The following is a 23244-nucleotide window of genomic DNA, read 5'->3' on the forward strand; positions in this document are numbered from 1 at the left end:
GGAAGAATATGAAAAAAGTATTATCGTTATTATTAGCAGCAGTATTGGTGGTATCGGCATTAACTGGATGCGGTGCCAAAGGTGACAGTGAAGAAAAGCAAACAGAAAACGGCGGAGATAACCCGGCTGCATTTAGTATTGGATTTCCGTGGGCAACATCATCAACCGATCCGACTTTTGTATCAATTGTCAATAATGTCCGGGCAGCGGTTGAAGCTGCAGGCGGCGAGCTGGTTTTAGTCGAGAGTGATCTGTCCGCAGAAGATTTAATTAATAATGTTTCAGATCTGATTAGCCGCGATGTGGACGGCATTATCTTAATGCCGGCATCTGATTCCATGTTGGCGACAGTCAATCAGATGTGCACCGAGGCCGAGGTATACTATGGTACGATGTTTAGGACCATTAACGACGACAGCATCAGAGAAGAGGTGTATAGCTCAGAGTATTTTACCGGCGGATGTTTTGAAGATGATGAGATATGTGCCTTTAACATTGTCAATAACATGGTGGATCAAGGGGTCAAGAATCTGTGTGTAATCAATATTGCGAAAGGTGACACCTCTTCCGATTTGCGTGATAAAGGGATTGAAAAGGCGGTGGAAGAGACTGGTATTAATCTCCTCAATACGACGTATGGCATAGCATCACAAACCGATATGACTAAGGCAATCGAAAGTTATCTGGCGGCTTATCCAGAGCTGGATGGAATTCTATTAGCCGGAACTTATGCCGACGCAGCTCTGCCAACGATTGAGAAAACCTTATCTGACCATAAGAAATCTGGTGATATCATTGTCGGCAGAATTGACTTTGACTTTACAATGGGTGAATATTTTGAGAATGGTTCTTTCCATGTGGCATATGGCGGTCAGCAGCAGATTGATCCGCTGTTGTCAACAGTAATACTAGTTAATGCAGTTATCGGAACACCGATTGTGGAAGGCGAACCATATAACTTGGTTACCAATTATCTGGAACTCACTTCGGCTGAAGAAGCAAATGATTTCCTCAAATATTTCCTTGGCGATAATGCAGTGTATACAGCCGATGAAATCAAAGAGAGAATGATTAAATTCTATAACAAAGATATTAGTAAAGAAACCTTTGAAGGGATTGTCGATGAATTTAGCGTACAAAACGTCGTTGAAAGACATGAAGGGATGGAAGATTAAAACATGAAACGAGTACTGAAGAATAGCCTGATCACATTGCTACTGCCGATTGCAGTATATAGCGTATTTTTAATTGCCAGCTTCAAGCGTTTTGGGAATGTAAACACTGCTTATACCATTTTTCTGCAGTCGATCATTCCGACAATCACCGCATATGCATATGCTTTCATCCACATTAGCGGTCTGTTTGATTTTACCATTGGCTCGCGGATTATCATCAGCGGCTTAATCGGTGGTATCGCTTCAGCGCAATACGGGTTGACCGGGCTGATTCTTGGTACACTGATTGCAAGTCTGGCGGCAGCGTTGCTAACCGGAGTACTAAACTGGCTGTGTAAAATCCCATCACTTATTTTAACGATGGCGTTGACGATGGTCTTCGAAATCATTGGTAAAAAGATATCTGGGCGATTTAGCTTTGTCACCATCGATTATCAATATGCAGTGCTTGGCACAGCACCCCAAATCATTTTTGTGTTAATTGTGTCGGCAGGATTGTTTTACTGCATTATCAACTATACTGAATTTAGTTTTCATATGAGAGCGATTGGCAGCGATGAAGTGGTGGCGAAAAACGCCGGCATCAAGGTTCAGAAAATCAAGATCGGCAGTTTCCTGATTGGCAGTATCTTTGTCGCCATCGCCGCAGTTTTAACCATCAGTCAATCCGGCTCAATTGGTGCCCAAACCAATCTGGGCAGTGCCTCCTTGTTGTTTAAGCCCTTGATGGGAATTATCATCGCAATGGTACTGCGGCCGTTCTGTAACTTGACTTTTGGGATTTTTATCAGCCAATTAATGCTCAATACCATTTTCGTCGGTCTGATTGCGTTAGGTCTGCCCGACACCTTCCAGAACATCGTCCTGGGCGGCTTCCTGCTGATTATTATGGTCGGCTCGAATAGTTTAGAATGGATCAAAGAAAAAAGAGTGAGACAAAAAAAGATTGCACCCGAAATTGCCGGGTAAAGGAGATGAAAATAATGAAATATCCCGTGTTATCCGAACTGGAAAGAAGAAAGATGTTACTCCCGCCCCAGGGGAAAATTAACGTTGTAATTGATTCCGATACATACAATGAAGTGGACGATCAGTTTGCCGTCTCTTATGCACTGATGTCTCCAGAGCGGCTAAATGTAGAAGCGGTTTATGCGGCCCCATTTTCCTCAGGGTTCTTTGATAATTTAATAAAACAAGATGATGTGGCAGCGCCGATGACCAGCGATATTAAAGAGGGTCTGGAGTTGAGCTATCAGGAAATCATCAAGATTTTTAAGCATCTAGAAATATCCCCGGAGGGAAAGGTATTCCGCGGTTCTGACAGCTATATGAAGGATAAGCAGACGCCAATTGCAAGCGATGCTGCAAAGGATTTGGTAAAACGGGCGATGGCCAGCGAGGATATCTTATATGTGGCAGCGCTGGGCGAGATTACCAACATCGCTTCGGCAATCCTGATGGAACCAGAAATTATTAAGAAGATAGTGATTGTCTGGCTGTCGGGGCAGCCGTTATATTGGCCCCATACTTTAGAATTTAATATTGGACAGGATGTTTATGCGTCACAGATTATCATGGAATGTGGTGTGCCGCTGGTCATGGTTCCGTGTATGACGGTAGCCTCACACCTGGTGACAACAAGTGCTGAGCTGACAGAATGTTTAAAAGGCAAAAGCCGGATTGGCACATTCCTGGCGGATACGGTTATTGAACAGTTATCTCCAGAAGCGGCTAATAATATGTTGTCTCTATTCCGCCTGACTTACCTGCAGGGTGTCGACGACTATGCTGAGACAATGACCGAAGAGAGTCAATTTATGGCAATGGCCAGCTCGCGTATCATCTGGGATATATCGGTCATTGGTTATCTTATCAACCCCAGATGGTGTCCGACCACACTGGTATCAGCACCGCGGTTGACGGATGATGTGAAATGGCAGATGCAACAGCAAAGCCATCTGATCAGAATGTGTAATTTTGTTTATCGGGACGGCATTTTCGGTGATATGTTCGAAAAATTAAGCCGGGCGCCTAAATAAAGAAAACAAGAAAAGGACACTGCATTATGGAAGTGTCCTTTCTGTTTATTCCTTAAGTATCTATGGTATAATAAATCAGAAAGGTTATAAAAATATGAAAATATTGAATTTCGGCTCATTAAATTTAGATTATGTGTATGCGGTCAAAGAGATTGTAAAACCAGGTGAAACCATTGATTCTTTTGATTTGCAATGCTATCCCGGCGGCAAGGGACTTAATCAGTCACTGGCAATCAGACGGGCCGGTCATGAAATCTTCCATGCCGGAATGATCGGTGTTGATGGGGAAAGTTTGAGGGAGCTTCTGGTAGCCGATGGAGTCGACTGTACTTATTTAAAAGTGGTGGCAAAAAGAACCGGGAATGCAATTATCCAGGTTGATGAAAGCGGTCAGAACTGCATTATCTTATACGGCGGCGCTAATAGGATGAATGACCCGTCTTTCAGCGAAGCAATACTTAAAAACTTTGGCGAGGGTGATATCTTACTGCTTCAAAATGAAATAAATGGGATTGATTTGTTGATTGAAAAGGCATATCAGAAAAAGATGTATATTGTCTTGAATCCTTCGCCAATTAATGATGAGCTTTTAAAATGTGATTTCAGTAAGGTGTCGCTGTTTATTATGAACGAACATGAAGGGGCGATGATTACCGGAGTCTCTGATGAAAGTGATATTTTAAGGGTAATGAGGCAAAAGTACCAGCATGCTGAGGTGGTTTTAACCTTGGGTGAAAAGGGCAGTATCTATCAATATCAGGAGATGGTTCTCAAGCAGCCAGCAATTCCGGCTGCGGTTAAAGACACGACGGCAGCGGGTGATACATTTACCGGCTATTACCTGGCTTTAAAGGCTGATGGAAAAACGATTGAAGACTGCTTAGAGCAGGCTTCTAAAGCGGCGGCATTAGCAGTCGGCAAGAAAGGGGCGGCCGGTTCAATCCCTTATCAAGATGAACTAAAATAAAGCAAAAAGGAAGTGATGATATGAAGCAGATAACCGTAATGATTGTAGATGATGAACGGCTGGTGGTTGAAGATTTACGAACCATCGTTGACTGGCAAGCGCTGGGGTTTCATATAGTCACTACCGCGGCAAATGGCAAACAGGCACTAATAAAGTTTCGTGAATATCATCCGCAGGTGGTGATTACCGATATCAAAATGCCATTCATGGATGGTATTGAGTTGATCAAAAGACTGCGGGAAGAAAATCAAGCGACACAGATTTTGCTGCTGACTGCTTATGAAGATTTTAGTTATGCCAAAAGTGCAATTCGTTACGGCATCAATGATTATATTATTAAAGGTACTATTACGAAAGAAAGTTTTAGTGAGGTTCTAGGTAAATTAAGGGGCTTGATAAAAGAGCAAGAACAGGTTTCAAATCTGCTTGCTCAAAATCGCCTGACCGAATTTTTCCAGGCGGATGATAACACTATGAAGGATGCTGGCAGCGACTTCACAAGTGAACGCTATAACTATCTGATTATCGAACAGGATTTGCCTGTCTTTCTCCCGGCTGATTATGATCTGAGCCAATATCAAATCCGCATCGATAAAATCCTAAAAGACTGCTGTGAAATCGAACTGGAGGATGCCGATATTGTGATGGCGGTAAAGCTTGATGCCAATCGCATTCTGATGGTGATTGAACCCGAGGAACATCTCATATCAGAGCGGATCGATGCGATATATCGTTACAAGAATCGTTTCAAAAAGAATCTCGCGCAAAGCTTTCAGCGCTCGTTCACAATCTATATTGTCGGTCAGCGCATGAGCCTGCTAAAGTTTAAAGAGCTGTATCAGAGCAGCAAAGCCGTTTTTTCTCAGAAATACTTTATCAGCAATGCCGAAACAATCGATTTAACAGAACCTTTTAAAAATCCGGCTAAGAAGGCTAACACCTCAGATATTTCGCGGCTTGACAAGGCTGTAGGCAAGAATGATGTCAAAGAGATAGTTGCAGAAATTGAAGGTATCTTTGAAACGATGCCGCAAGATTATAAACATTTGAATCTGCTTGCCGGTGAAATGTATAGTCTGCTGACGAGACAAGTCAAAGCGCTGGCGGGGACCAACTTAGGAACAGTCAAGAGCGGGCTGGATTGGGATTGTTGGCTGCGGGCGAAAGATATCTGCAAATGGTTTTGTACTCAATTTTCATTACTTGCAGACATTAGAAAGAATCAGGAATTTGGTAAATATTCGCGACCAGTTGTAAAGGTGCGGCAATATATTGCCGCGAATTTTCAGCGTCAATCCCTATCTATTAAAGAAATCGCCGATGTGATAAACCTAAGCATTGGTCATCTCTCGATGATTTTTAAGAAGGAGACCGGAATGACGTTGAATGCTTATATTACCCAAGTTCGTCTTGAAGAGGCTAAGATATTATTGCTGGCAGGAGAAAAGAAAATCTATGAAATAGCAGATGCGGTGGGCTATCAGACCGGTCAGTATTTCAGCCAGATATTTTATAAACAAGAAGGTTGCTATCCCAGCGAATATTTAAATAAGGAAACGAATTTATGAAACCATCTAAATCGATTAAATCAAAAATATACCGGACTATTGTTTTAATTGGCATTATCATGTTTTTTTCCTCGCTGATTCTGTCCACGCTGATTATGGTACCGTCTTTTGGGGAAAGGGAGATAGAAGGGATATCAAATACCAGTGTGGAGATGGTTCAGCAGATTGATTCGACCATTTCTTTTGCCCAGGACTATACCGAGAATCTAGCTTTATCGGTGGCACAAAATAACAATATCATGAATTATTTTTATGATTCTACTGAACAGAATAAGCAGATTGCGACCTTGCATCTGAATCAATTAATCAGTGCCGAAGGGCTGATTCGCTGTGTTATGATTGAAAAGGTCGATGGTCCCCGGCTGGATTCCCTGACGAAAATATCCGAAAACGATAAGGAGCAGCTCGACACGGAGTGGTACCAGAGAATTTATGATTCATCGTTTGGCAGCAGTCTGTCGCCGGTATATACGGCCAGTGTAAACAATGAAAATGCAGTCACTACAGCCTATTCAAAAGTATTTTATACCTATAATAAACGTTATGTTTATACCGTGTTTATCAATTTAAACAAATTATTATACGAAACCAGAGTCATCGGCGATACCGCCTTTGATCACTATGGACTGATTGATTCAGAGGGGAATATCTTTTATTCCCGGGGTAAGGAGGATTGGGCAGCGCTGTCGCGAGAAAATGCCGGTCAGAGTCTGCGCAATCAAATCCGCCATAGCAATGGAGCAATTAGTCTGGTGCAAGGGTCGGTTAATAATAAATGGGCCGTTTCAGTGGTTGTCTCATATGGTACGATTCTGCATGGTTTTGCCAGATATATTGTCGCTATGCTGATTATTTTGACCTCCTTTTTGGTCCTGGTGCTATTGTTTCTATCGCGGGCGATGAGTAGAATTATCAAACCCGTCACCAGCTTATCACACAGCATGGAGTCGGTGGCGTTGAAAAACCTGGACTGTGAAGTTGAAGTGGTGGGCGATGATGAGATTGGCAGGCTGGGGGTATCGTTTAATACGATGCTGGCAGACCTCAAAGAAAGTCTGGAGATTATTAGGAAGAAAGAAGAAGAAAAACAACAGATTAAGTTCAGTCTGCTGATTAGCCAGATCGACCCTCATTTCATCTATAATACGATTAATAGTATCAACTATCTGGCTCGTCAGAATCGCTGTGAGGATGTCGTGACGATGAATTCAGCATTGATTTCAATACTGTGCGACCGGCTGCGGGTAAATGATATTGAAATTACTGATACAATTTCCAATGAAATCAAGGTACTGGAGCAGTATATCATTATCCAGCGGTATCGATATGATGGAAAATTAAATTTGACTTGGAGGGTGGATGACGACCTTCTGGAAGAACAGATTCCCAAGAATCTGATTCAGCCGCTGGTGGAGAACTCACTGTTTCACGGTTTAATCAATGAGGAGACTGGAGATATTGAAGGAACGATTGAAATTATCATTTTGAAACAGCAAAATAGTATCGTAATCAAAGTCCAGGATGATGGTCAGGGAATGAGTGAAGAACGTTTAAAACAAGTCCGAGAAGCTCACTATCGACCCGAAGAAAGAGGGCGGGGAATCGGGTTGTCCAATATCCGTGAGCGTTTATTCTATCTGTACCGGACATATGATGGCATGAAGATTGAAAGTGGTTTAAAAAAAGGTACGGTAATCACCTTGACTCTGCCGGTTCACCGGCTGGATGAAAAGTATGTAACACTAGACAATTAATGAGCATTATGATTGATAGCATTGTATATAAAGTGATATTCAGTGCTATACTTTGGGTTTCAGCTTTGATATAATTAGTCAAAACAGGGTTTAGAAAGGAAACAAAGCCAATGATTACGATAGATGACTTTGATAAAGTAGATATGAGAGTTGGTACAATTATAGAGGCATCCATAAATAAAAAAGCTAAAAAACCTGCATATAAACTTGTAGTTGATTTTGGTGATGAAATTGGAACGAAGACATCCTCAGCGCAACTTACGGTACTTTACACTGCAGAGCAGTTGATTGGCAGGCAAGTGATTGCAGTAGTAAATTTCCCTCCCCGCCGAGTAGCCGGCGTCAAGAGTGAAGTGCTGATTTTGGGATGTGATTCACAGCAGGGTACTGTATTACTTAATCCAGCAGAAATTGTTGAAAATGGCGACCGTATTTATTAAACAAGACTCACGGAGTGTTTTGCGGCGAAGAGGAACGTGTGTATATGCAAGAGGTGACAATTAGAGAAGCAACCAGTATGGATATGAGTGATATAATGAAGTTACAGGTAAAAGTATTTGCAGGTGAACAAGAAATTCCGGAAGATATAATTGAGGTAATTGGAGAAGACGTTACCCGGTGGTGGTGTGCTGCAATAGATTCATTGGTTGTAGGGGCGGTAGCGGCGTGGAAAGAAGACAATCAGATTCATTGGGGGAGATTTGCAGTAAATAATACTTACAGGGGAAAACAAATTGGTACAAGGTTAGCCCGGCACTCATTGGAGGCCCTGTTTTCACAAGGGGTTGAAGAAGTTTATATGGATGCACGGGATGCAACTGTAGGAATTATTTGTAGTATGGGTGGGAAAATTATTGGTAAACCTGTTCCTTTTTACAAAGGTACAGTAACACCGGTAGTTATATCAAGAGAAGATTACTATAGATAGATTTTTATTACGGAGGTTCTATATGGAAAAACATCGTATATTTGCAACTAGTGTTTCAAGTGTATACCCTTTTTATGTAGCTAAGGCTGAAAAGAAGAGCCGTACAAAAGAAGAGGTTGATGAGATTATACGCTGGCTTACCGGATACAGCCAGGAAGAGTTAGAGTCCCAATTGGAAAAGGACACCAATTTTGAAGATTTTTTTACAGAAGCCCCAAATCTGAATCCGTCAAGATTTTTAATCAAAGGCGTAATTTGTGGAATACGGGTGGAAGAAATTGAAGACCCAATGATGCGGGAACTTCGCTATTTGGACAAGTTAATAGATGAATTGGCCAAGGGCAAAAAAATGGACAAAATTTTACGTCATTAACAATAAGAAAATATTGTCAGTACACCCACTATGAGGTAAGATATTAAAATGCGAACAGCTTCACGAGGCGGTACAGCAGACAACTGAATTTTGAATAAACTTCAGTAAATACATTAAGATAAGGAAGGGTAAAGGATATGCTTTGGAAAGAAAAGTATGAGTTGGGTGATCCTAATATTGATGAGCAGCACAAGGAACTATTCCAGAGGGTTGAAGAATTTATGAAGAACCTGCGTTCTGCGGTTCCATGGGAAGAAAAAGTAGCCAGTGTCAATGAGACATTGGAATTTATGAATGGATATGTAGTAGAGCATTTTCGTGATGAGGAGGAGTATCAGCAGAGAATCCAATACCCGGGTTATGAAATACATAAAAAGATACATAAAGATATGGTGGATTATGTTCTTCAGGTTACCGCCGAATATGAAAAGAGCGGTTTTGACGAACAATTGATGCAGCAGTTTGGCGGTAAACTTCTGGCATGGCTGATTAACCATGTGGCTTCGGAAGACCAGAAGATAGCTACCTATGCAATTAAAAAGGGGGTAGCCGGCAATGAATAATAAACTGTATGCTCCATTTATGGAAGCTACCCGCAATGTTTTTCAGCTTATGCTTGACCTTTCGGATGTTTCCGGCCGTGTGGTGGAAAGTTTTGAGTACGAGGAAGGCGTGGATGTTTCTATTGGCGTTGTAGGTGATTTTGTGGGGGAGGTCATATATCGTTTTCCTTCCGATACTTCTCTTAATATGGTGAATATTATGAGCGGTATGGAAATAAGCTCTGTGGATGAGTTTGTAACCTCCGCCATTTCTGAGATTGCCAATATTATCAGCGGAAATGTTCTGACTGAGCTTGCACAGAATGACATGAAATGTGATATTCTGCCTCCGGCAGTGTGCAACCCTGATAATGGTAAGACATATGAACTGATGACGAGCTGCCTGATTTCTACCGCCGCAGGAAATATGGGATTAGATATCAGATTGAACCAGGCATAGAAATAAGCTTATTTATTTACAAATTAATTCATACGTCTGCGTACCAGGCAGGAAATAACGCCTGCGGCGCACAGACCAAGCAGCATATTATGGAGGGAGCCGAACACATCGAGGGCTCCCTCTATTCCGTTCAAAATGGCATAAGTGCCTGATGTGTCAGGTAAAAAGGAGCAGAGCAGGAAGGAAAGATAAGAAGCAATGTATAAAAAGATAAAGGAGGATAAGCCTCTTCCGGTATCTTCTTTATAAACCTTTCTCCCTTCCCGGATCCTCATTCTGGTCATGGACCATAAAAGGGCAATAAATTCAAACAGTAGAAAAACAGCGGCAACTCCAGCGTAAGCTGCAAGCTCATAATTCTTTTCTGTCAAAATGGTCTGGGGGTCTCCATAAGGAGCAGCACCGCGCCAGAAATTATAAGCCAGAACACCTAATGTTCCTGCTGTGATAAGAAAAGATACAATTCTTACAACAGAGCGGGCAACGTGATAAATGGCTTTTGTTCCATATTTAGCCTTCTTTTTTGCAGGGAAAGGCAAAGACGGTATACCCGGAACGGACTTTCTGCGGCGGCGCCTGGGCCGGATAAAATTATCATATATGTCTGCATCATCCTCATCCCCGCTGTATATATCTGCGTCATACTCATCTTTGTCATATATGTCTGCATCATACTCGTCCCTGTCATATATATCTTCATCATATCTGTTATCCCGATATCTGCCATTTCGATATTTGTCATCCTGGTAATGGGACGTATCCATAACAGTAGTTTTATTGGATAAATCTTTGGTTACTGGTTCTATATCGAAACTATATGTGAAGGGCTCCTCTTCTTCATAAGTCACCTCAAAATCATCATCAAAAAATGTAGTAGTATTTTTTGTACTGCTCATCAAACTTCTCCTCAATTTTTTTATGTAGGTCATTGTATAACTTTTTTCATGTATACTCAAGGGTTAACGTTAAAAATTCATAAAGTTCTAAGAATTCTTTCATATTTTTTCTAAAAGTGGTAGAATAAAAAAGTTGCGAAAATATTTAAGATATGTGGACGAGAGAAATTCGGAGAGGAGACATATTATGATAACAGATATGACGGAAGGGGCACCTTCCAGGATACTTTGGAAATTTACAATCCCCATGCTTGTCAGTGTAATGTTTCAACAGTTTTATAATATTGCAGACAGCGTAGTTGCAGGAAAGTTTATAGGGGTAAATGCTCTGGCCGCGGTAGGGGCATCTTATTCAGTTACGATGATTTTTATGTCGGTAGCTACAGGGCTGAATATCGGATGTTCTGTCGTAATTTCTCTGTATTTTGGCGCAAAGGAATATAAACAGATGAAAAGTGCAATCAGTACATCTCTTTTGGTTGTATTTGGAATCAGTATTTTTCTGACGGTTCTGGGATTGATTTTCAGTAAGCCTTTGATGCTTCTGCTGAAGACTCCAAAGGATATTTTGGGAGATTCCCTTCTTTTTCTGAACATCTACATATGTGGTCTGGTTTTTCTGTTTTTGTATAACATCTGTACAGGAATATTTACGGCACTGGGAGACTCCAGGACTCCGCTGTATTTCCTGATTGCATCTTCCATTGGAAATATAATTTTGAATCTGGTGTTCGTTATTAAATTCCATATGGGTGTAAGCGGAGTGGCCTGGGCTACATTTCTGGCTCAGGGGATTTCTTCTGTGCTGGTCTGCGTGGCACTTCGAAAACGGCTGAAAGGTATAGAGAGCGGAGAATATAAACGATTTTCTCTTTCTATGTTAAATAGGATTATGAGGGTAGCAATCCCCAGCATTTTACAGCAGAGCTTTGTTTCTGTAGGAAATCTCTTCGTACAGGGAGTGATTAACAGTTATGGATCAGCAGTTGTGGCAGGGTATTCTGCAGCTATGAAAATCAATACCTTTGCAATTATGTCTTTTTCTACTCTTGGAAATGGAGTATCAAGCTTTACCGCCCAAAATATGGGTGCGCGAAAAGCAGAACGTGTTGCTAAAGGTTTCCGCAGCGGTGCCACTATGGTTTTAGGTGTGGCAATTCCCGCATTTCTTCTGTTTTTCTTCGCCGCAAGACCTCTTGTAAATTTATTTATGAGTGAAGGCGGTACGCAGGCAGCCGATGTGGGGGTTCAATTTTTAAAGATTGTTTCTCCGTTTTACATAGTAATCGCTTTAAAATTGATAGCAGATGGAATACTAAGAGGGGCCGGGGCCATGAAAGTATTTATGATTGCTACCTTTACTGATTTGATTCTGAGGGTAATTTTAGCTTTCGTATTGTCTGGTTTCTGGAAGGAAACTGGCATATGGATGTCCTGGCCTATCGGCTGGCTGATGGGAACAATACTGTCCATGGCATTTTATTTCTCCGGTATATGGAAAAAACAGCATGTTATTTAAAGTGGAAGGAATGTGTGAAACATTGACGTTTGAGTGGAAATCCATTATGATAAACAAAGTGAAACAATGGATAAGGAGTGGCATATGAACATTTTAAACATGGAACATGTCAGTAAAATATACGGAGAAAAAGTCATCTTTAATGATGTGTCTTATGGAATCCATAAGAGAGATAAAATCGGGATTGTCGGTATCAATGGAACCGGAAAGACTACAATGCTGAGAATTCTGGCAGGTCAGGAGGATGCAGATAGTGGACAGGTAGTGAAGCAGAATGGCCTGCGGATTGCTTACCTGCCTCAAAATCCGGAATTTCCTCAAGGTTCCACTGTATTATCTTATGTAATGGAAGGCATACCAGAGACAGACTGGACTGCCAGAAGTGAAGCAAAAAGTGCGCTGAATAAGCTGGATATCAGGCAGCACGATGAAAAGATTGAAGTGCTTTCCGGCGGACAAAAAAAGAGAGTGGCACTTGCAAGAGTTTTGGCAGCCCCTTCTGATATTTTATTGCTGGATGAACCAACGAACCACCTGGATGGCGAGATGATTTCCTGGCTGGAAGATTACCTGAGGAAATTTGGGGGCGTAGTTATCATGGTTACTCATGACAGATATTTTCTGGATAAAGTCACAAATAAGATTCTGGAAATCAGCCATGGGCAGTTATACGGCTATGAGGGAAATTATTCTAAGTTTTTGGAGCTGAAAGCTCAGCGTGAGGAAATGGAATTAGCCTCAAAGCGAAAGCGCCAGAGCGTTCTGCGTATGGAGCTGGAATGGGCAAAACGGGGATGCCGGGCACGGAGTACGAAGCAGAAGGCGCGGCTGGAAAGACTGGATGCTTTAAAGAATGCAGGAGGCCCTGTGAAGGACCAGACAGTGGAGCTGGAGTCCCCTGAAACGAGGATGGGGAAAAAGACGGTTGAACTACATCATGTGAGTAAGAGTTATGGAGATAAGAAACTTATAGAAGATTTCAGCTATATTGTTTTGAAGAATCAGCGGCTTGGCATCATCGGACCAAACGGATGCGGAAAGTCTACATTGCTGAAAATTATGGCGGGTCTTATAGAGCCGGATGAAGGCAGGGTGGAGACAGGGGAGACAATCCGGATGGGGTATTTTGCCCAGGAAGTTCCCGATATGAATACAGAGCAGAGAGTGATTGACTATGTGAAGGATATTGCAGAGTACATTCCCACAAAGGATGGTAGGATTACAGCATCCCAGATGCTGGAGCGGTTTCTCTTCACACCGGACATGCAATATGCTCCCGTTAGTAAGCTCTCCGGAGGAGAGAAAAAGAGACTTTACCTGCTGGGTATTCTGCAGGCGGCACCTAACTTTCTTGTGCTGGATGAAGCAAGCAATGACATTGATATCCCTACAATTACAATTTTGGAGGATTATCTGACTTCATTTCCGGGAATAGTGGTCACTGTATCTCATGACAGATATTTTCTGGATAATGTGGCAGACAGGATTTTTGAATTTGACGGAAGCGGGCATCTGCAGCAGTATGAAGGTGGATATACAGATTATCTGGAAGCAAAAGAAAGGCAAATGTCTCTGCTAGATGACAGAGAAAGTACGGATAAGATAGTAGAAAATGATGCAAAAAAGACACAAAAAAAGGACTGGAAGCAGAATCATTCTGTGAAGCTGAAGTTCTCATATAAGGAACAGAAAGAATACGAGACTATCAATGAGGATATAGAAGCACTGGAAGAAAGAATAGCACACCTGGAGGATGATATAATGTCCAATGCAACCAATTCTGTGAAGTTATCTGAACTAACTGAAAAGAAAGAACAGATAGAAGAGGAATTGGAGGGAAAAATGGAACGGTGGGTTTATTTAAGTGATTTGGCTGAGAGGATAGAAGCACAGAGGAATTGAGGAGGAGACAAAAAGGATGAAAAAACCTGTACTTGTAATTATGGCCGCTGGAATGGGAAGCCGGTACGGCGGTTTGAAGCAGATTGACCCGGTTGATGAAGAAGGGCACATTATTATGGATTTTTCCATATATGATGCCAGACGCGCAGGATTTGAGAAAGTGATTTTTATAATAAAGGAAGAAAACGAGGAAGAATTCAGGGCAAGCGTCGGCAATCGAATCAGTGAATTCATGGAAGTGGATTATGTATATCAGAAACTGGATAACCTGCCGGAGGGCTTTGAGGTTCCAGAGGGCCGTGTAAAACCATTTGGAACAGGACATGCTATTCTAAGCTGTAAAGCGGTGATAGATGGTCCCTTTGCGGTGATTAACGCAGACGATTATTATGGAGTATCGGCATTGCAGTCTATTTATCAGTATTTATCCGTGTTTGAGGATGATGATAAATATAGATATGCTATGGTGGGATACCGACTGTCCAATACTTTAACAGAGAACGGTTATGTATCCCGGGGGGTATGCGAAGTAGACGAAAAAGGTTATCTGACTGGAATTACAGAAAGAACGCATATTGAAAAAAACAAGAACGGCGCTGTTTTTACAGAGGACGACGGGAAAACCTGGAACCATATTGATGAAGACAGTATTGTCTCTATGAATATGTTCGGATTTACACAAAGTATGCTGAAAGAACTAGAAGAGCGTTTCCCGGTATTTTTGAGAGAAAATCTGAAAGATTCTCCTTTGAAATGCGAGTATTTTCTTCCTACCGTGGTGGGGGAATTAATCCGGGAAGGAAGAGCCGCAGTAAAAGTTCTGAAATCAGAGGACAGATGGTATGGCATTACATATAAAGAAGACAAGCAAAGTGTTGCAGATGCAGTTGTTCAAATGAAAGTCCAGGGAGTTTATCCTCTGCATTTGTGGAAGTAGACATTTAACGGTGGAAATCGGCATCAGAAAGAAAGGAAGGTATAATTATGGCAATATTAGTAGCAGGCGGTGCAGGATATATAGGCAGCCACACATGTGTGGAGCTTTTGGAAAGAGGCTATGAGGTAGTTGTAGTTGATAACCTGTATAATTCCAGTGAAAGAGCTATGGAAAGAGTAGAGCAGATTACGGGAAAAAGTGTAAAATTTTATAAAGGGGATATTCTGAACAGAGAAGACCTGGAATGCATTTTTGAGAAAGAAGACATTGAGGCAGTTATTAATTTTGCAGGATTAAAAGCTGTTGGGGAATCTGTAACGAAACCGTGGGAGTATTACTACAACAATATTGCAGGAACTTTGGTTCTTTGTGACGTGATGCGCAAGCATGGATGTAAAAATATGATATTCAGTTCCTCTGCAACTGTTTACGGAGATCCTGCAGAGATTCCGATTACAGAGCAGTGTCCAAAGGGAGAAATCACCAATCCTTATGGAAGAACCAAGGGGATGCTGGAACAGATTTTAACAGACCTTCACACAGGAGATTCTGAATGGAATATTATGCTTCTTAGATACTTTAATCCCATTGGGGCCCATGAGTCCGGGTTAATTGGCGAGGATCCGAAGGGAATTCCGAACAACCTGGTTCCTTATATTGCCCAGGTAGCCGTTGGAAAGCTGGACTGCCTTGGGGTCTTTGGAGATGACTACGATACTCCTGACGGCACCGGTGTACGGGACTATATACATGTTGTGGATTTGGCTGTGGGACATGTTAAGGCAATTGAAAAAATGAAGACTAGTAAAGGAGTACACGTCTACAATCTGGGAACGGGAGTAGGATATAGTGTGCTGGATGTGGTAAAAGCTTATGAAAAAGCCTGCGGAAGGGAAATACCTTACCAGGTAAAACCACGCCGTCCCGGAGATATTGCTACTTGTTACTGTGATGCGTCTAAAGCAAAGGAAGAACTGGGCTGGAAGGCTGAGCGGGGAATTGAAGAGATGTGTGTGGATTCATGGAAATGGCAATCCACGAACCCGGATGGTTACAGGGGATAGGTAAAGCACTTTCCTATTAAATAAAAATTTTCATGACTGAACTGTGATAAAATTGCTTGACAAAAAAATAGGAACTTGGTATGATAAAAAAACAGAACGCACTCTGTTTTTGTGTTTCTGAAGTAGAAAGTAGGGAAGCATATGAGAAGACAGGTTTATTCATTGCTGGTTGACAACAATCCAGGTGTATTAAGCAGGATTGCAGGTCTTTTCAGCAGAAGAGGGTACAGTATAGACAGTATTACTGCGGGGATGACGGCAGACATCAGGTTTACCAGAATTACAGTTGTGGCAACTGGAGATGAACTGATTTTGTCCCAGATTGAGAAGCAGGTACGCAAATTGGAAGATGTGGTTGAAATCAAACTGCTGCAGGACGGAGAATCTGTCTGCAGAGAATTGATTATGGTAAAGATCCGCGCAAATGCTGCCCAGAGGGCAGAAGTGATTTCAATTGCTGATATATTCAGGGCAAAAATTGTGGATGTGGAAAAAGAATCTATGATTATAGAACTGACTGGAAACCAATCAAAACTGGATGCGTTTCTGAATCTTCTGGACGGCTATGAAATACTGGAACTTGCAAGAACAGGAATTACAGGACTTGGAAGAGGTATTAAGGATGTCACATTTCTGGATTAGCCCCAGGTACTGTTACATATCAGGAAGCTAGAGGCCCTGGGCCTTTAACTAATACACTATTTAAATGCTTATCAGGCAGGGTGGCCTGGTGAATATGAATTAGGAGGAATTTCAAAATGTCAGCAAAAATTTATTATCAGGAAGATTGTAACCTGGCTGTATTAGAAGGTAAGACAATTGCAGTGATCGGTTATGGAAGCCAGGGACATGCACATGCCTTGAACCTGAAAGAGTCAGGATGCAATGTAATTATCGGTTTGTATGAAGGCAGCAAATCATGGGCAAAAGCAGAAGCACAGGGATTTGAAGTATTCACAGCAGCAGAGGCAACAAAAAAAGCAGATATCATTATGATTCTGATTAACGATGAGAAACAGGCTGCAATGTATAAGAACGATATTGAGCCAAACTTGGAAGAAGGCAACATGTTGATGTTCGCACACGGATTTGCAATCCATTTCGGACAGATTGTACCGCCTCCATATGTAGATGTTACAATGATTGCACCAAAAGGACCGGGACATACAGTAAGAAGCGAGTATCAGGCTGGAAAAGGTGTTCCATGTCTTGTAGCTGTTGAGCAGGACGCATCCGGTAAGGCACTGGATAAAGCACTGGCATATGCACTTGGAGTCGGCGGAGCAAGAGCTGGTGTTCTGGAGACTACATTCAGAACAGAGACAGAGACAGACCTTTTTGGCGAGCAGGCTGTACTTTGCGGCGGTGTCTGCGCGCTGATGCAGGCAGGCTTCGAGACATTGGTGGAAGCTGGATATGATGCAAGAAATGCATATTTTGAGTGTATCCATGAGATGAAGCTGATTGTAGACCTGATTTATCAGTCCGGATTTGCAGGAATGAGATATTCTATCTCTAATACGGCAGAATACGGTGACTATGTAACAGGGCCTAAGATTATTACAGAAGACACAAAGAAAGCTATGAAGAAGATTTTGGCCGATATCCAGGATGGTACTTTTGCAAAAGACTTCCTGCTTGATATGTCTGAAGCAGGCGGGCAGGCTCACTTCAGAGCAATGAGAAAACTTGGTGCAGAACATTCATCAGAAAAGATTGGTGAAGAAGTAAGAAAGCTTTATAGCTGGAGTGATGAAGATAAATTGATTAACAACTAATATTAAGTCCCGGTGTTTGTGGAAAACAGATACCGGGATTTTTTTATGCAATAAGAAACTGTATTTTCTGTTACATGAAAAAGAATCTCGCTTGCGAGATTCTCCGCCTGGGTTGGGTTGCGATAGCAACACCTTCTTTACCAACCCAGTGTGATCCCCCGGAGGGTTTTATATAATAGGAAACTACGTTTCCTATTTATATAAAAAAACATCCGCCTGACGGAAGCGGATGCTTTGGATTCTATATTATATTAAGCAATTGAGTTTACAGCTTTTGCTAAGCGGGAGATTTTTCTTCCAACTGTGTTTTTGTGATAAACACCTTTGCTTCCTGCTTTGGAAATTTCTTTAATAGCAGCCTGTAATGCTGTCTTTGCTGCTGCTGTGTCATTCTGTGCTACTGCAGCTTCAACTTTCTTTACAGAAGTTTTAACTTTAGACTTAATCGCTTTGTTCCTTGCAGCTTTTGTTTCGTTTACTAAAATTCTTTTTTTAGCAGATTTAATGTTAGCCAATCTGTACACCTCCAAATATGTGAAATTTTCAAATAGTGAATTCATTATTCCGCCAAAATCGGACACGGACGTTTTGCACGGAACATACTCATTCATTTTATGATAAGGAACAGTGGTTGTCAATACATATTTCTCAAAATATTGTAAAAACTACTTGTAACAATGATGCAAAGAAAAAGTGAGGACTGAAGATGTTGGAGAAGTATAGTGTAAGAACAGATTTGGCTCTGGAGGAAAAGGAACGGTTTGAATCTGACAATGTGGAAGTACAGGGGGTCGTTCTGGAAGAGGAGTATGATGAGGAAAAAGAGATCCGTATTACCAGAGTGCGCATTGAAACTGAAAATGGCGCGAAAGTTATGGGCAAGCCTGTGGGAACTTATCTTACTTTAGAAGCGCCGAATCTGGCCGTTCCGGATGAGGGGTATCACAGAGAGATTTCAGAAAAGCTGGCAGAATTTATCCGGGAACTAATTGAGGAAAAGGGCATAGAAGAGAAGGATGATTTATCCGTGCTCATTGTCGGACTTGGAAACCGCCAGGTGACACCGGATGCATTAGGGCCTCATGTTATTGATAATCTCTGTGTAACAAGGCATATTGTGAAAGAATACGGAAAATATGCAATGGGAATGGAGCATGCCAATCTGGTAAGTGCGATTGTGCCCGGTGTTATGGGACAGACCGGGATGGAAACTGTAGAGATTATCAAAGGGGTAGTAGAAGAGACAAAACCGGACATTGTAATTGCTATTGATGCATTGGCTGCCAGAAATAGCAGAAGACTGAACCGGACCATACAGATAGCGGATACAGGTATTAACCCAGGATCAGGTGTAGGTAACCATAGAAACGGGATTACGAAAGAAACTCTTGGAGTACCGGTCATAGCAATCGGTGTACCGACTGTAGTAGACGCCGCTACTATTGTAAATGATACGATGGAAAATCTGATTCGTGCACTGGAGACGTCAGAGATGCTCAAAGGTGTAGGGGATGTTCTGCGTACTTATAATGCGGCAGAAAAGTATGAGTTGGTAAAGGAGTTGATTTCTCCGCATCTGAATGGAATGTTTATGACTCCCAAGGATGCAGATGAAATGGTGAAACAGATCAGTTATACCATTTCAGAGGGGATGAACATGTTATTTACCAATGCACAGAAGGCATAACAGACATGCCGGGGTCATATATATGGAGAAGAGCGGGGCTTGAAAAGACCAAGCTAAAGCTGAAAGTGGGAAAGCATCCATGTCACTAAGGCGGGAAAAGATTCCGCCTAAGTCGACAGGATGTACTTTGCAGCTAAGGTCTGAAAAGACCAGACTAAAGCTGCATAGACATGGAAACATCCATGTCACTAAGGCGGGAAAAGACCCCGCCTAAGTCGACAGGATGTGCTTTGCAGCTAAGGTCTGAAAAGACCAGACTAAAGCTGCATAGACATGGAAACATCCATGTCACTAAGGCGGGAAAAGACCCCGCCTAAGTCGACAGGATGTGCTTTGCAGCTAAAGTCTGAAAAGACCAGACCAAAGCTGCATAAGCATGGCCCCGGAAGATGTTCTTGAAAGAAGGCAGTGTATGAAGCAATCGGATTTTTTGCGCATGTCTGCAGTTGCCCTTGGCACTCTGGCATGCATTGGTATGATATACATAAGCGGCCGAAATATGATGAGGGAATGGAAATATGAGAGCCGGGAGGCTGTCCAAAAATATACAGAAGAAATGTACATGCCGAGCCTGGCTTATCTAAAGAAAGAGCCAAAGCCTACGGCGATACAATGGATAAAGGAAAAAGCCCTTTCCTGGCTCCCTCTGGTAAAGTATGTGGAGCAGAAAGAGCCTTATGAATCTGTCATGGAGGATGAGGAAACCATTGCAAAAATTTTGGAAAATCAGGCAAACGATGAAAATATGGTTGATGAAAATGGGAATCTGATAAGTGAGAATAGAACTGTGCCTCAAGAGCCGCCTGCAGCACAAAACCAGTCTCCCATTGATATGTCTATTGAAAAGCTAAGAGATTTCAACTATCTGCTCGGTAATTTTTATATTGTAGACAGTACTACTATGATTGGGCCGGAACAGCTTAATGTAGATGATCTCCTTGGGAGAAGTATGAAAATTGACAAGAGCGGCGAGGGAGCTAAAGTTCTGATCTTCCATACCCATTCCCAGGAGGCATTTGCAGATTCCACGCCGGGAGACCCGAATACAAGTATTGTGGGGGTAGGAGAGTATTTGACACAGCTATTGAACCAAAAAGGAATTAAGACTATCCATGACTCGGGAGTTTATGATATTATCAATGGGCAGCTTGACAGAAGCAATGCATATGAGAATGCAGAAGCTTCCATCCGGCCTATTCTGGAAGCAAACCCGTCGGTGGAGGTGGTTATAGACCTGCACAGGGATGGAGTGGCAGAGGGCACCCACCTGGTAACAGAGGTGAATGGAAAGCCTACTGCAAAGATTATGTATTTTAACGGTTTGAGCCGTACCAGAACAAATGGTGATATTGCTTATCTATATAACCCGTATATTCAGGATAACCTGGCATTTTCCCTGCAAATGGAGCTGGCCTCAGAGAGTCAATATCCGGGCTTTACAAGGCGCATTTATCTGGGAGGATATAGATATAATCTGCATTTGCGGCCAAAGTCACTTCTGATAGAGGCAGGGGCCCAGACGAATACGGTAGAAGAAATGAGGAATGCTATGGAAGTCCTGGCTGATACATTAAATCATGTGTTGACGGAATAATTTATACGGGAGAGTTTAAAACTTCATTTTAAAGTTTGAATAACATTACATTTTGTGATAATATAACGAAGTCTATATAAGTGAGGAAACATCGATGTCACTTAAGGAAACAAGGAGAGGTACTATGGGAAATAAAAATACATATGATGCGGACAGTATTTCTGTATTAGAGGGATTGGAAGCAGTAAGAAAAAGACCTGGTATGTATATAGGGAGTGTTTCGACAAAAGGACTGAATCATCTGATCTATGAGATGGTGGACAATGCAGTAGATGAACACCTTGCAGGTTACTGTACACAAATTCATGTGACGCTGGAAAAGGACGGCTCGGCTACCATTGAGGATAATGGACGGGGCGTCCCTGTCGGCATGCATAAAAAAGGGGTATCTGCGGAGCGTATCGTATATACTACACTGCATGCAGGCGGGAAATTTGACGATTCAGTATATAAAACGAGCGGGGGTCTTCACGGAGTGGGTTCTTCCGTGGTGAATGCACTTTCCAGTTATATGGATGTGCAGGTCAGCAGGGAAGGAAGCATCCATCACGACCGATACGAAAGGGGAGTGCCTGTCATTGAGCTGGAGGACGGTCTTCTGCCAGTGATTGGGAAGACAAGAAAGACAGGAACGAAAGTTAATTTTCTCCCGGATGACACAATTTTCGAAAGAACTAGGTTTCGGGCAGAGGAGGTAAAAAGCCGGCTTCATGAAACGGCTTATCTGAATCCGGAGCTTACGATTATTTTTGATGATAAAAGACTAAGCCCGGCGGAGCATATTGTTTATCATGAGCCGGATGGGATTATCGGGTTTATTAAGGATCTGAACCAGAAAAAAGAGATGATTCATGATCCGGTTTATTTTAAAGGAATATCGGAAGGTATAGAAGTAGAAGTGGTATTGCAGTATGTGAATGAATTCCATGAAAATGTACTGGGATTCTGCAATAACATTTACAATGCAGAGGGGGGAACCCATCTGACAGGATTTAAGACTACATTTACAACAGTTATGAACCAGTATGCAAGGGAATTGGGCGTTTTAAAGGAGAAAGATGCAAACTTCACAGGGGCGGATATTCGGAATGGGATGACTGCCATTGTTTCCATTAAACACCCCGATCCCAGGTTTGAGGGTCAGACAAAGACAAAGCTGGACAACCCTGATGCCGCAAAAGCTGCAGGCAAGGTGACCGGGGATGAGATTACTCTATATTTTGACAGGAATCTGGAGACGCTGAAAAAGGTATTGACCTGTGCTGAAAAAGCCGCGAAAATCAGGAAAACAGAGGAAAAGGCAAAGACTAACCTTCTGACGAAGCAGAAATACTCCTTTGACAGCAATGGAAAACTGGCAAATTGTGAGAGCAGGGACCCAAAGAAATGCGAGATTTTTATCGTAGAGGGAGATTCAGCCGGAGGTTCGGCAAAGACAGCAAGGGACAGAAACTATCAGGCAATTCTGCCTATCAGGGGAAAAATCCTGAATGTGGAGAAAGCAAGCATTGATAAAGTGCTGGCAAATGCAGAGATTAAAACAATGATCAATGCCTTTGGGTGTGGATTTTCAGAAGGGTACGGCAATGATTTTGATATCAGCAAACTGCGGTATGATAAAATCATTATCATGGCCGATGCTGATGTAGACGGGGCACATATTTCTACGCTGCTGCTGACTTTATTTTACCGCTTTATGCCGGAACTGATATATGAGGGACATGTTTATATTGCCATGCCTCCTCTATATAAAGTGATGCCCAAAAATGGAGAGGAAGAATATCTTTATGATGATAAGGCCCTGGAGAAGTACAGAAAGACTCATGATGGCCCCTTTACTCTTCAAAGATATAAAGGTCTGGGTGAAATGGATGCCCAGCAGCTTTGGGAGACCACGTTGGACCCGGAAACCAGGATGCTGACACTGGTGGAAATCGAAGATGCACGTATGGCATCCGGTGTAACGGAAATGCTGATGGGAACAGAAGTACCACCCAGGCGTTCCTTCATATATGAAAATGCCACAGATGCGGAGCTGGATGTATAAGTTGTGTAAGCGAG

22 protein-coding genes are annotated in these 23244 nt (G+C 42.2%); 20 read left to right on the plus strand and 2 right to left on the minus strand.

What is annotated here, in order from left to right; all coding sequences use genetic code 11:
• The first annotated feature begins 8 nt into the window (after window positions 1-8).
• From A8805_RS01140 to A8805_RS01190, 11 genes are all read left to right on the plus strand, one after another.
• The gene (locus A8805_RS01140; protein ID WP_109708365.1) at window positions 9-1175 is read left to right on the plus strand and encodes a sugar ABC transporter substrate-binding protein; all 1167 of its coding nucleotides are present in this window, start codon (window positions 9-11) and stop codon (window positions 1173-1175) included.
• Between the two features lie 3 nt (window positions 1176-1178).
• Window positions 1179-2144 carry an ABC transporter permease gene (locus A8805_RS01145; protein WP_109708366.1) on the plus strand — a complete coding sequence of 322 codons (966 nt, stop codon included), beginning with the start codon at window positions 1179-1181 and terminating at the stop codon, window positions 2142-2144.
• A 14-nt stretch (window positions 2145-2158) separates the two neighbouring features.
• The gene (locus A8805_RS01150) at window positions 2159-3214 is read left to right on the plus strand and encodes a nucleoside hydrolase (RefSeq protein WP_181392707.1); all 1056 of its coding nucleotides are present in this window, start codon (window positions 2159-2161) and stop codon (window positions 3212-3214) included.
• A gap of 94 nt (window positions 3215-3308) precedes the next feature.
• Window positions 3309-4181 (plus strand): ribokinase, encoded by an 873-nt coding sequence (locus A8805_RS01155; RefSeq protein ID WP_109708368.1) that lies wholly within the window; start codon window positions 3309-3311, stop codon window positions 4179-4181.
• Between the two features lie 20 nt (window positions 4182-4201).
• Window positions 4202-5749 carry a response regulator transcription factor gene (locus A8805_RS01160; protein ID WP_109708369.1) on the plus strand — a complete coding sequence of 516 codons (1548 nt, stop codon included), beginning with the start codon at window positions 4202-4204 and terminating at the stop codon, window positions 5747-5749.
• Window positions 5746-7503 carry a sensor histidine kinase gene (locus A8805_RS01165; RefSeq protein WP_109708370.1) on the plus strand — a complete coding sequence of 586 codons (1758 nt, stop codon included), beginning with the start codon at window positions 5746-5748 and terminating at the stop codon, window positions 7501-7503. The genes A8805_RS01160 and A8805_RS01165 overlap by 4 nt, the downstream gene beginning before the upstream one ends.
• Window positions 7504-7613: 110 nt before the next feature.
• Complete coding sequence (locus A8805_RS01170) at window positions 7614-7943, plus strand: tRNA-binding protein (protein ID WP_109708371.1); 330 nt, start codon at window positions 7614-7616, stop codon at window positions 7941-7943.
• A gap of 44 nt (window positions 7944-7987) precedes the next feature.
• Window positions 7988-8431: a GNAT family N-acetyltransferase gene (locus A8805_RS01175; RefSeq protein WP_109708372.1), complete on the plus strand. Its 444-nt coding sequence runs from the start codon at window positions 7988-7990 to the stop codon at window positions 8429-8431.
• A 22-nt stretch (window positions 8432-8453) separates the two neighbouring features.
• Complete coding sequence (locus tag A8805_RS01180) at window positions 8454-8804, plus strand: DUF2200 domain-containing protein (protein ID WP_109708373.1); 351 nt, start codon at window positions 8454-8456, stop codon at window positions 8802-8804.
• Between the two features lie 137 nt (window positions 8805-8941).
• Complete coding sequence (locus A8805_RS01185) at window positions 8942-9367, plus strand: bacteriohemerythrin (protein ID WP_109708374.1); 426 nt, start codon at window positions 8942-8944, stop codon at window positions 9365-9367.
• Window positions 9360-9806 carry a chemotaxis protein CheX gene (locus A8805_RS01190; RefSeq protein ID WP_109708375.1) on the plus strand — a complete coding sequence of 149 codons (447 nt, stop codon included), beginning with the start codon at window positions 9360-9362 and terminating at the stop codon, window positions 9804-9806. The genes A8805_RS01185 and A8805_RS01190 overlap by 8 nt, the downstream gene beginning before the upstream one ends.
• A 23-nt stretch (window positions 9807-9829) precedes the next feature.
• Here the strand turns inward: A8805_RS01190 and A8805_RS01195 are convergent, their stop codons facing one another.
• Window positions 9830-10702: an ATP-dependent RNA helicase gene (locus A8805_RS01195; RefSeq protein ID WP_109708376.1), complete on the minus strand. Its 873-nt coding sequence runs from the start codon at window positions 10700-10702 to the stop codon at window positions 9830-9832.
• Window positions 10703-10889: 187 nt separating this feature from the next.
• Here A8805_RS01195 and A8805_RS01200 point away from each other — a divergent pair, with 187 nt between their 5' ends.
• The 6 genes from A8805_RS01200 to ilvC all read left to right on the plus strand — a co-directional run bounded on the left by A8805_RS01200 (window position 10890) and on the right by ilvC (window position 17902).
• Window positions 10890-12221 (plus strand): MATE family efflux transporter, encoded by a 1332-nt coding sequence (locus A8805_RS01200; protein ID WP_109708377.1) that lies wholly within the window; start codon window positions 10890-10892, stop codon window positions 12219-12221.
• An 84-nt stretch (window positions 12222-12305) separates the two neighbouring features.
• The gene (locus tag A8805_RS01205; protein WP_109708378.1) at window positions 12306-14123 is read left to right on the plus strand and encodes an ABC-F family ATP-binding cassette domain-containing protein; all 1818 of its coding nucleotides are present in this window, start codon (window positions 12306-12308) and stop codon (window positions 14121-14123) included.
• Between the two features lie 16 nt (window positions 14124-14139).
• Window positions 14140-15060, plus strand: coding sequence for a nucleotidyltransferase family protein (locus A8805_RS01210; RefSeq protein ID WP_109708379.1), 921 nt, complete (start codon window positions 14140-14142; stop codon window positions 15058-15060).
• A 47-nt stretch (window positions 15061-15107) separates the two neighbouring features.
• A complete protein-coding gene (galE, locus tag A8805_RS01215) occupies window positions 15108-16124 on the plus strand; it encodes a UDP-glucose 4-epimerase GalE (protein WP_109708380.1) in 1017 nt (338 codons plus the stop codon).
• A 141-nt stretch (window positions 16125-16265) separates the two neighbouring features.
• A complete protein-coding gene (gene ilvN, locus A8805_RS01220) occupies window positions 16266-16766 on the plus strand; it encodes an acetolactate synthase small subunit (protein ID WP_109708381.1) in 501 nt (166 codons plus the stop codon).
• A 116-nt stretch (window positions 16767-16882) separates the two neighbouring features.
• Window positions 16883-17902: a ketol-acid reductoisomerase gene (gene ilvC / locus A8805_RS01225; RefSeq protein ID WP_109708382.1), complete on the plus strand. Its 1020-nt coding sequence runs from the start codon at window positions 16883-16885 to the stop codon at window positions 17900-17902.
• Between the two features lie 251 nt (window positions 17903-18153).
• Here ilvC and rpsT read toward each other — a convergent pair whose 3' ends face one another.
• Window positions 18154-18417, minus strand: a complete 264-nt coding sequence (gene rpsT / locus A8805_RS01230; protein WP_181392708.1) for a 30S ribosomal protein S20 — start codon at window positions 18415-18417, stop codon at window positions 18154-18156.
• 191 nt (window positions 18418-18608) lie between these two features.
• Here rpsT and gpr point away from each other — a divergent pair, with 191 nt between their 5' ends.
• The 3 genes from gpr to A8805_RS01245 all read left to right on the plus strand — a co-directional run bounded on the left by gpr (window position 18609) and on the right by A8805_RS01245 (window position 23230).
• The gene (gpr, locus tag A8805_RS01235; protein ID WP_109708383.1) at window positions 18609-19589 is read left to right on the plus strand and encodes a GPR endopeptidase; all 981 of its coding nucleotides are present in this window, start codon (window positions 18609-18611) and stop codon (window positions 19587-19589) included.
• Window positions 19590-20001: 412 nt separating this feature from the next.
• Window positions 20002-21183, plus strand: coding sequence for a stage II sporulation protein P (spoIIP, locus tag A8805_RS01240; protein WP_242992217.1), 1182 nt, complete (start codon window positions 20002-20004; stop codon window positions 21181-21183).
• Window positions 21184-21307: 124 nt separating this feature from the next.
• A complete protein-coding gene (locus tag A8805_RS01245; RefSeq protein WP_109708385.1) occupies window positions 21308-23230 on the plus strand; it encodes a DNA gyrase/topoisomerase IV subunit B in 1923 nt (640 codons plus the stop codon).
• Window positions 23231-23244: the final 14 nt, after the last annotated feature.

Source organism: Faecalicatena contorta (assembly GCF_003149105.1).
Taxonomy (GTDB): Bacteria; Bacillota; Clostridia; order Lachnospirales; family Lachnospiraceae; genus Muricomes; species Muricomes contortus_C.

Coding starts and splice junctions, on each gene's coding strand:
- A8805_RS01140 (WP_109708365.1), top strand. CDS start 9: ATGAAAAAAGTATTATCGTTATTATTAGCAGCAGTATTGGTGGTATCG.
- A8805_RS01145 (WP_109708366.1), top strand. CDS start 1,179: ATGAAACGAGTACTGAAGAATAGCCTGATCACATTGCTACTGCCGATT.
- A8805_RS01150 (WP_181392707.1), top strand. CDS start 2,159: ATGAAATATCCCGTGTTATCCGAACTGGAAAGAAGAAAGATGTTACTC.
- A8805_RS01155 (WP_109708368.1), top strand. CDS start 3,309: ATGAAAATATTGAATTTCGGCTCATTAAATTTAGATTATGTGTATGCG.
- A8805_RS01160 (WP_109708369.1), top strand. CDS start 4,202: ATGAAGCAGATAACCGTAATGATTGTAGATGATGAACGGCTGGTGGTT.
- A8805_RS01165 (WP_109708370.1), top strand. CDS start 5,746: ATGAAACCATCTAAATCGATTAAATCAAAAATATACCGGACTATTGTT.
- A8805_RS01170 (WP_109708371.1), top strand. CDS start 7,614: ATGATTACGATAGATGACTTTGATAAAGTAGATATGAGAGTTGGTACA.
- A8805_RS01175 (WP_109708372.1), top strand. CDS start 7,988: ATGCAAGAGGTGACAATTAGAGAAGCAACCAGTATGGATATGAGTGAT.
- A8805_RS01180 (WP_109708373.1), top strand. CDS start 8,454: ATGGAAAAACATCGTATATTTGCAACTAGTGTTTCAAGTGTATACCCT.
- A8805_RS01185 (WP_109708374.1), top strand. CDS start 8,942: ATGCTTTGGAAAGAAAAGTATGAGTTGGGTGATCCTAATATTGATGAG.
- A8805_RS01190 (WP_109708375.1), top strand. CDS start 9,360: ATGAATAATAAACTGTATGCTCCATTTATGGAAGCTACCCGCAATGTT.
- A8805_RS01195 (WP_109708376.1), bottom strand. CDS start 10,702: ATGAGCAGTACAAAAAATACTACTACATTTTTTGATGATGATTTTGAG.
- A8805_RS01200 (WP_109708377.1), top strand. CDS start 10,890: ATGATAACAGATATGACGGAAGGGGCACCTTCCAGGATACTTTGGAAA.
- A8805_RS01205 (WP_109708378.1), top strand. CDS start 12,306: ATGAACATTTTAAACATGGAACATGTCAGTAAAATATACGGAGAAAAA.
- A8805_RS01210 (WP_109708379.1), top strand. CDS start 14,140: ATGAAAAAACCTGTACTTGTAATTATGGCCGCTGGAATGGGAAGCCGG.
- galE (WP_109708380.1), top strand. CDS start 15,108: ATGGCAATATTAGTAGCAGGCGGTGCAGGATATATAGGCAGCCACACA.
- ilvN (WP_109708381.1), top strand. CDS start 16,266: ATGAGAAGACAGGTTTATTCATTGCTGGTTGACAACAATCCAGGTGTA.
- ilvC (WP_109708382.1), top strand. CDS start 16,883: ATGTCAGCAAAAATTTATTATCAGGAAGATTGTAACCTGGCTGTATTA.
- gpr (WP_109708383.1), top strand. CDS start 18,609: ATGTTGGAGAAGTATAGTGTAAGAACAGATTTGGCTCTGGAGGAAAAG.
- spoIIP (WP_242992217.1), top strand. CDS start 20,002: ATGAAGCAATCGGATTTTTTGCGCATGTCTGCAGTTGCCCTTGGCACT.
- A8805_RS01245 (WP_109708385.1), top strand. CDS start 21,308: ATGGGAAATAAAAATACATATGATGCGGACAGTATTTCTGTATTAGAG.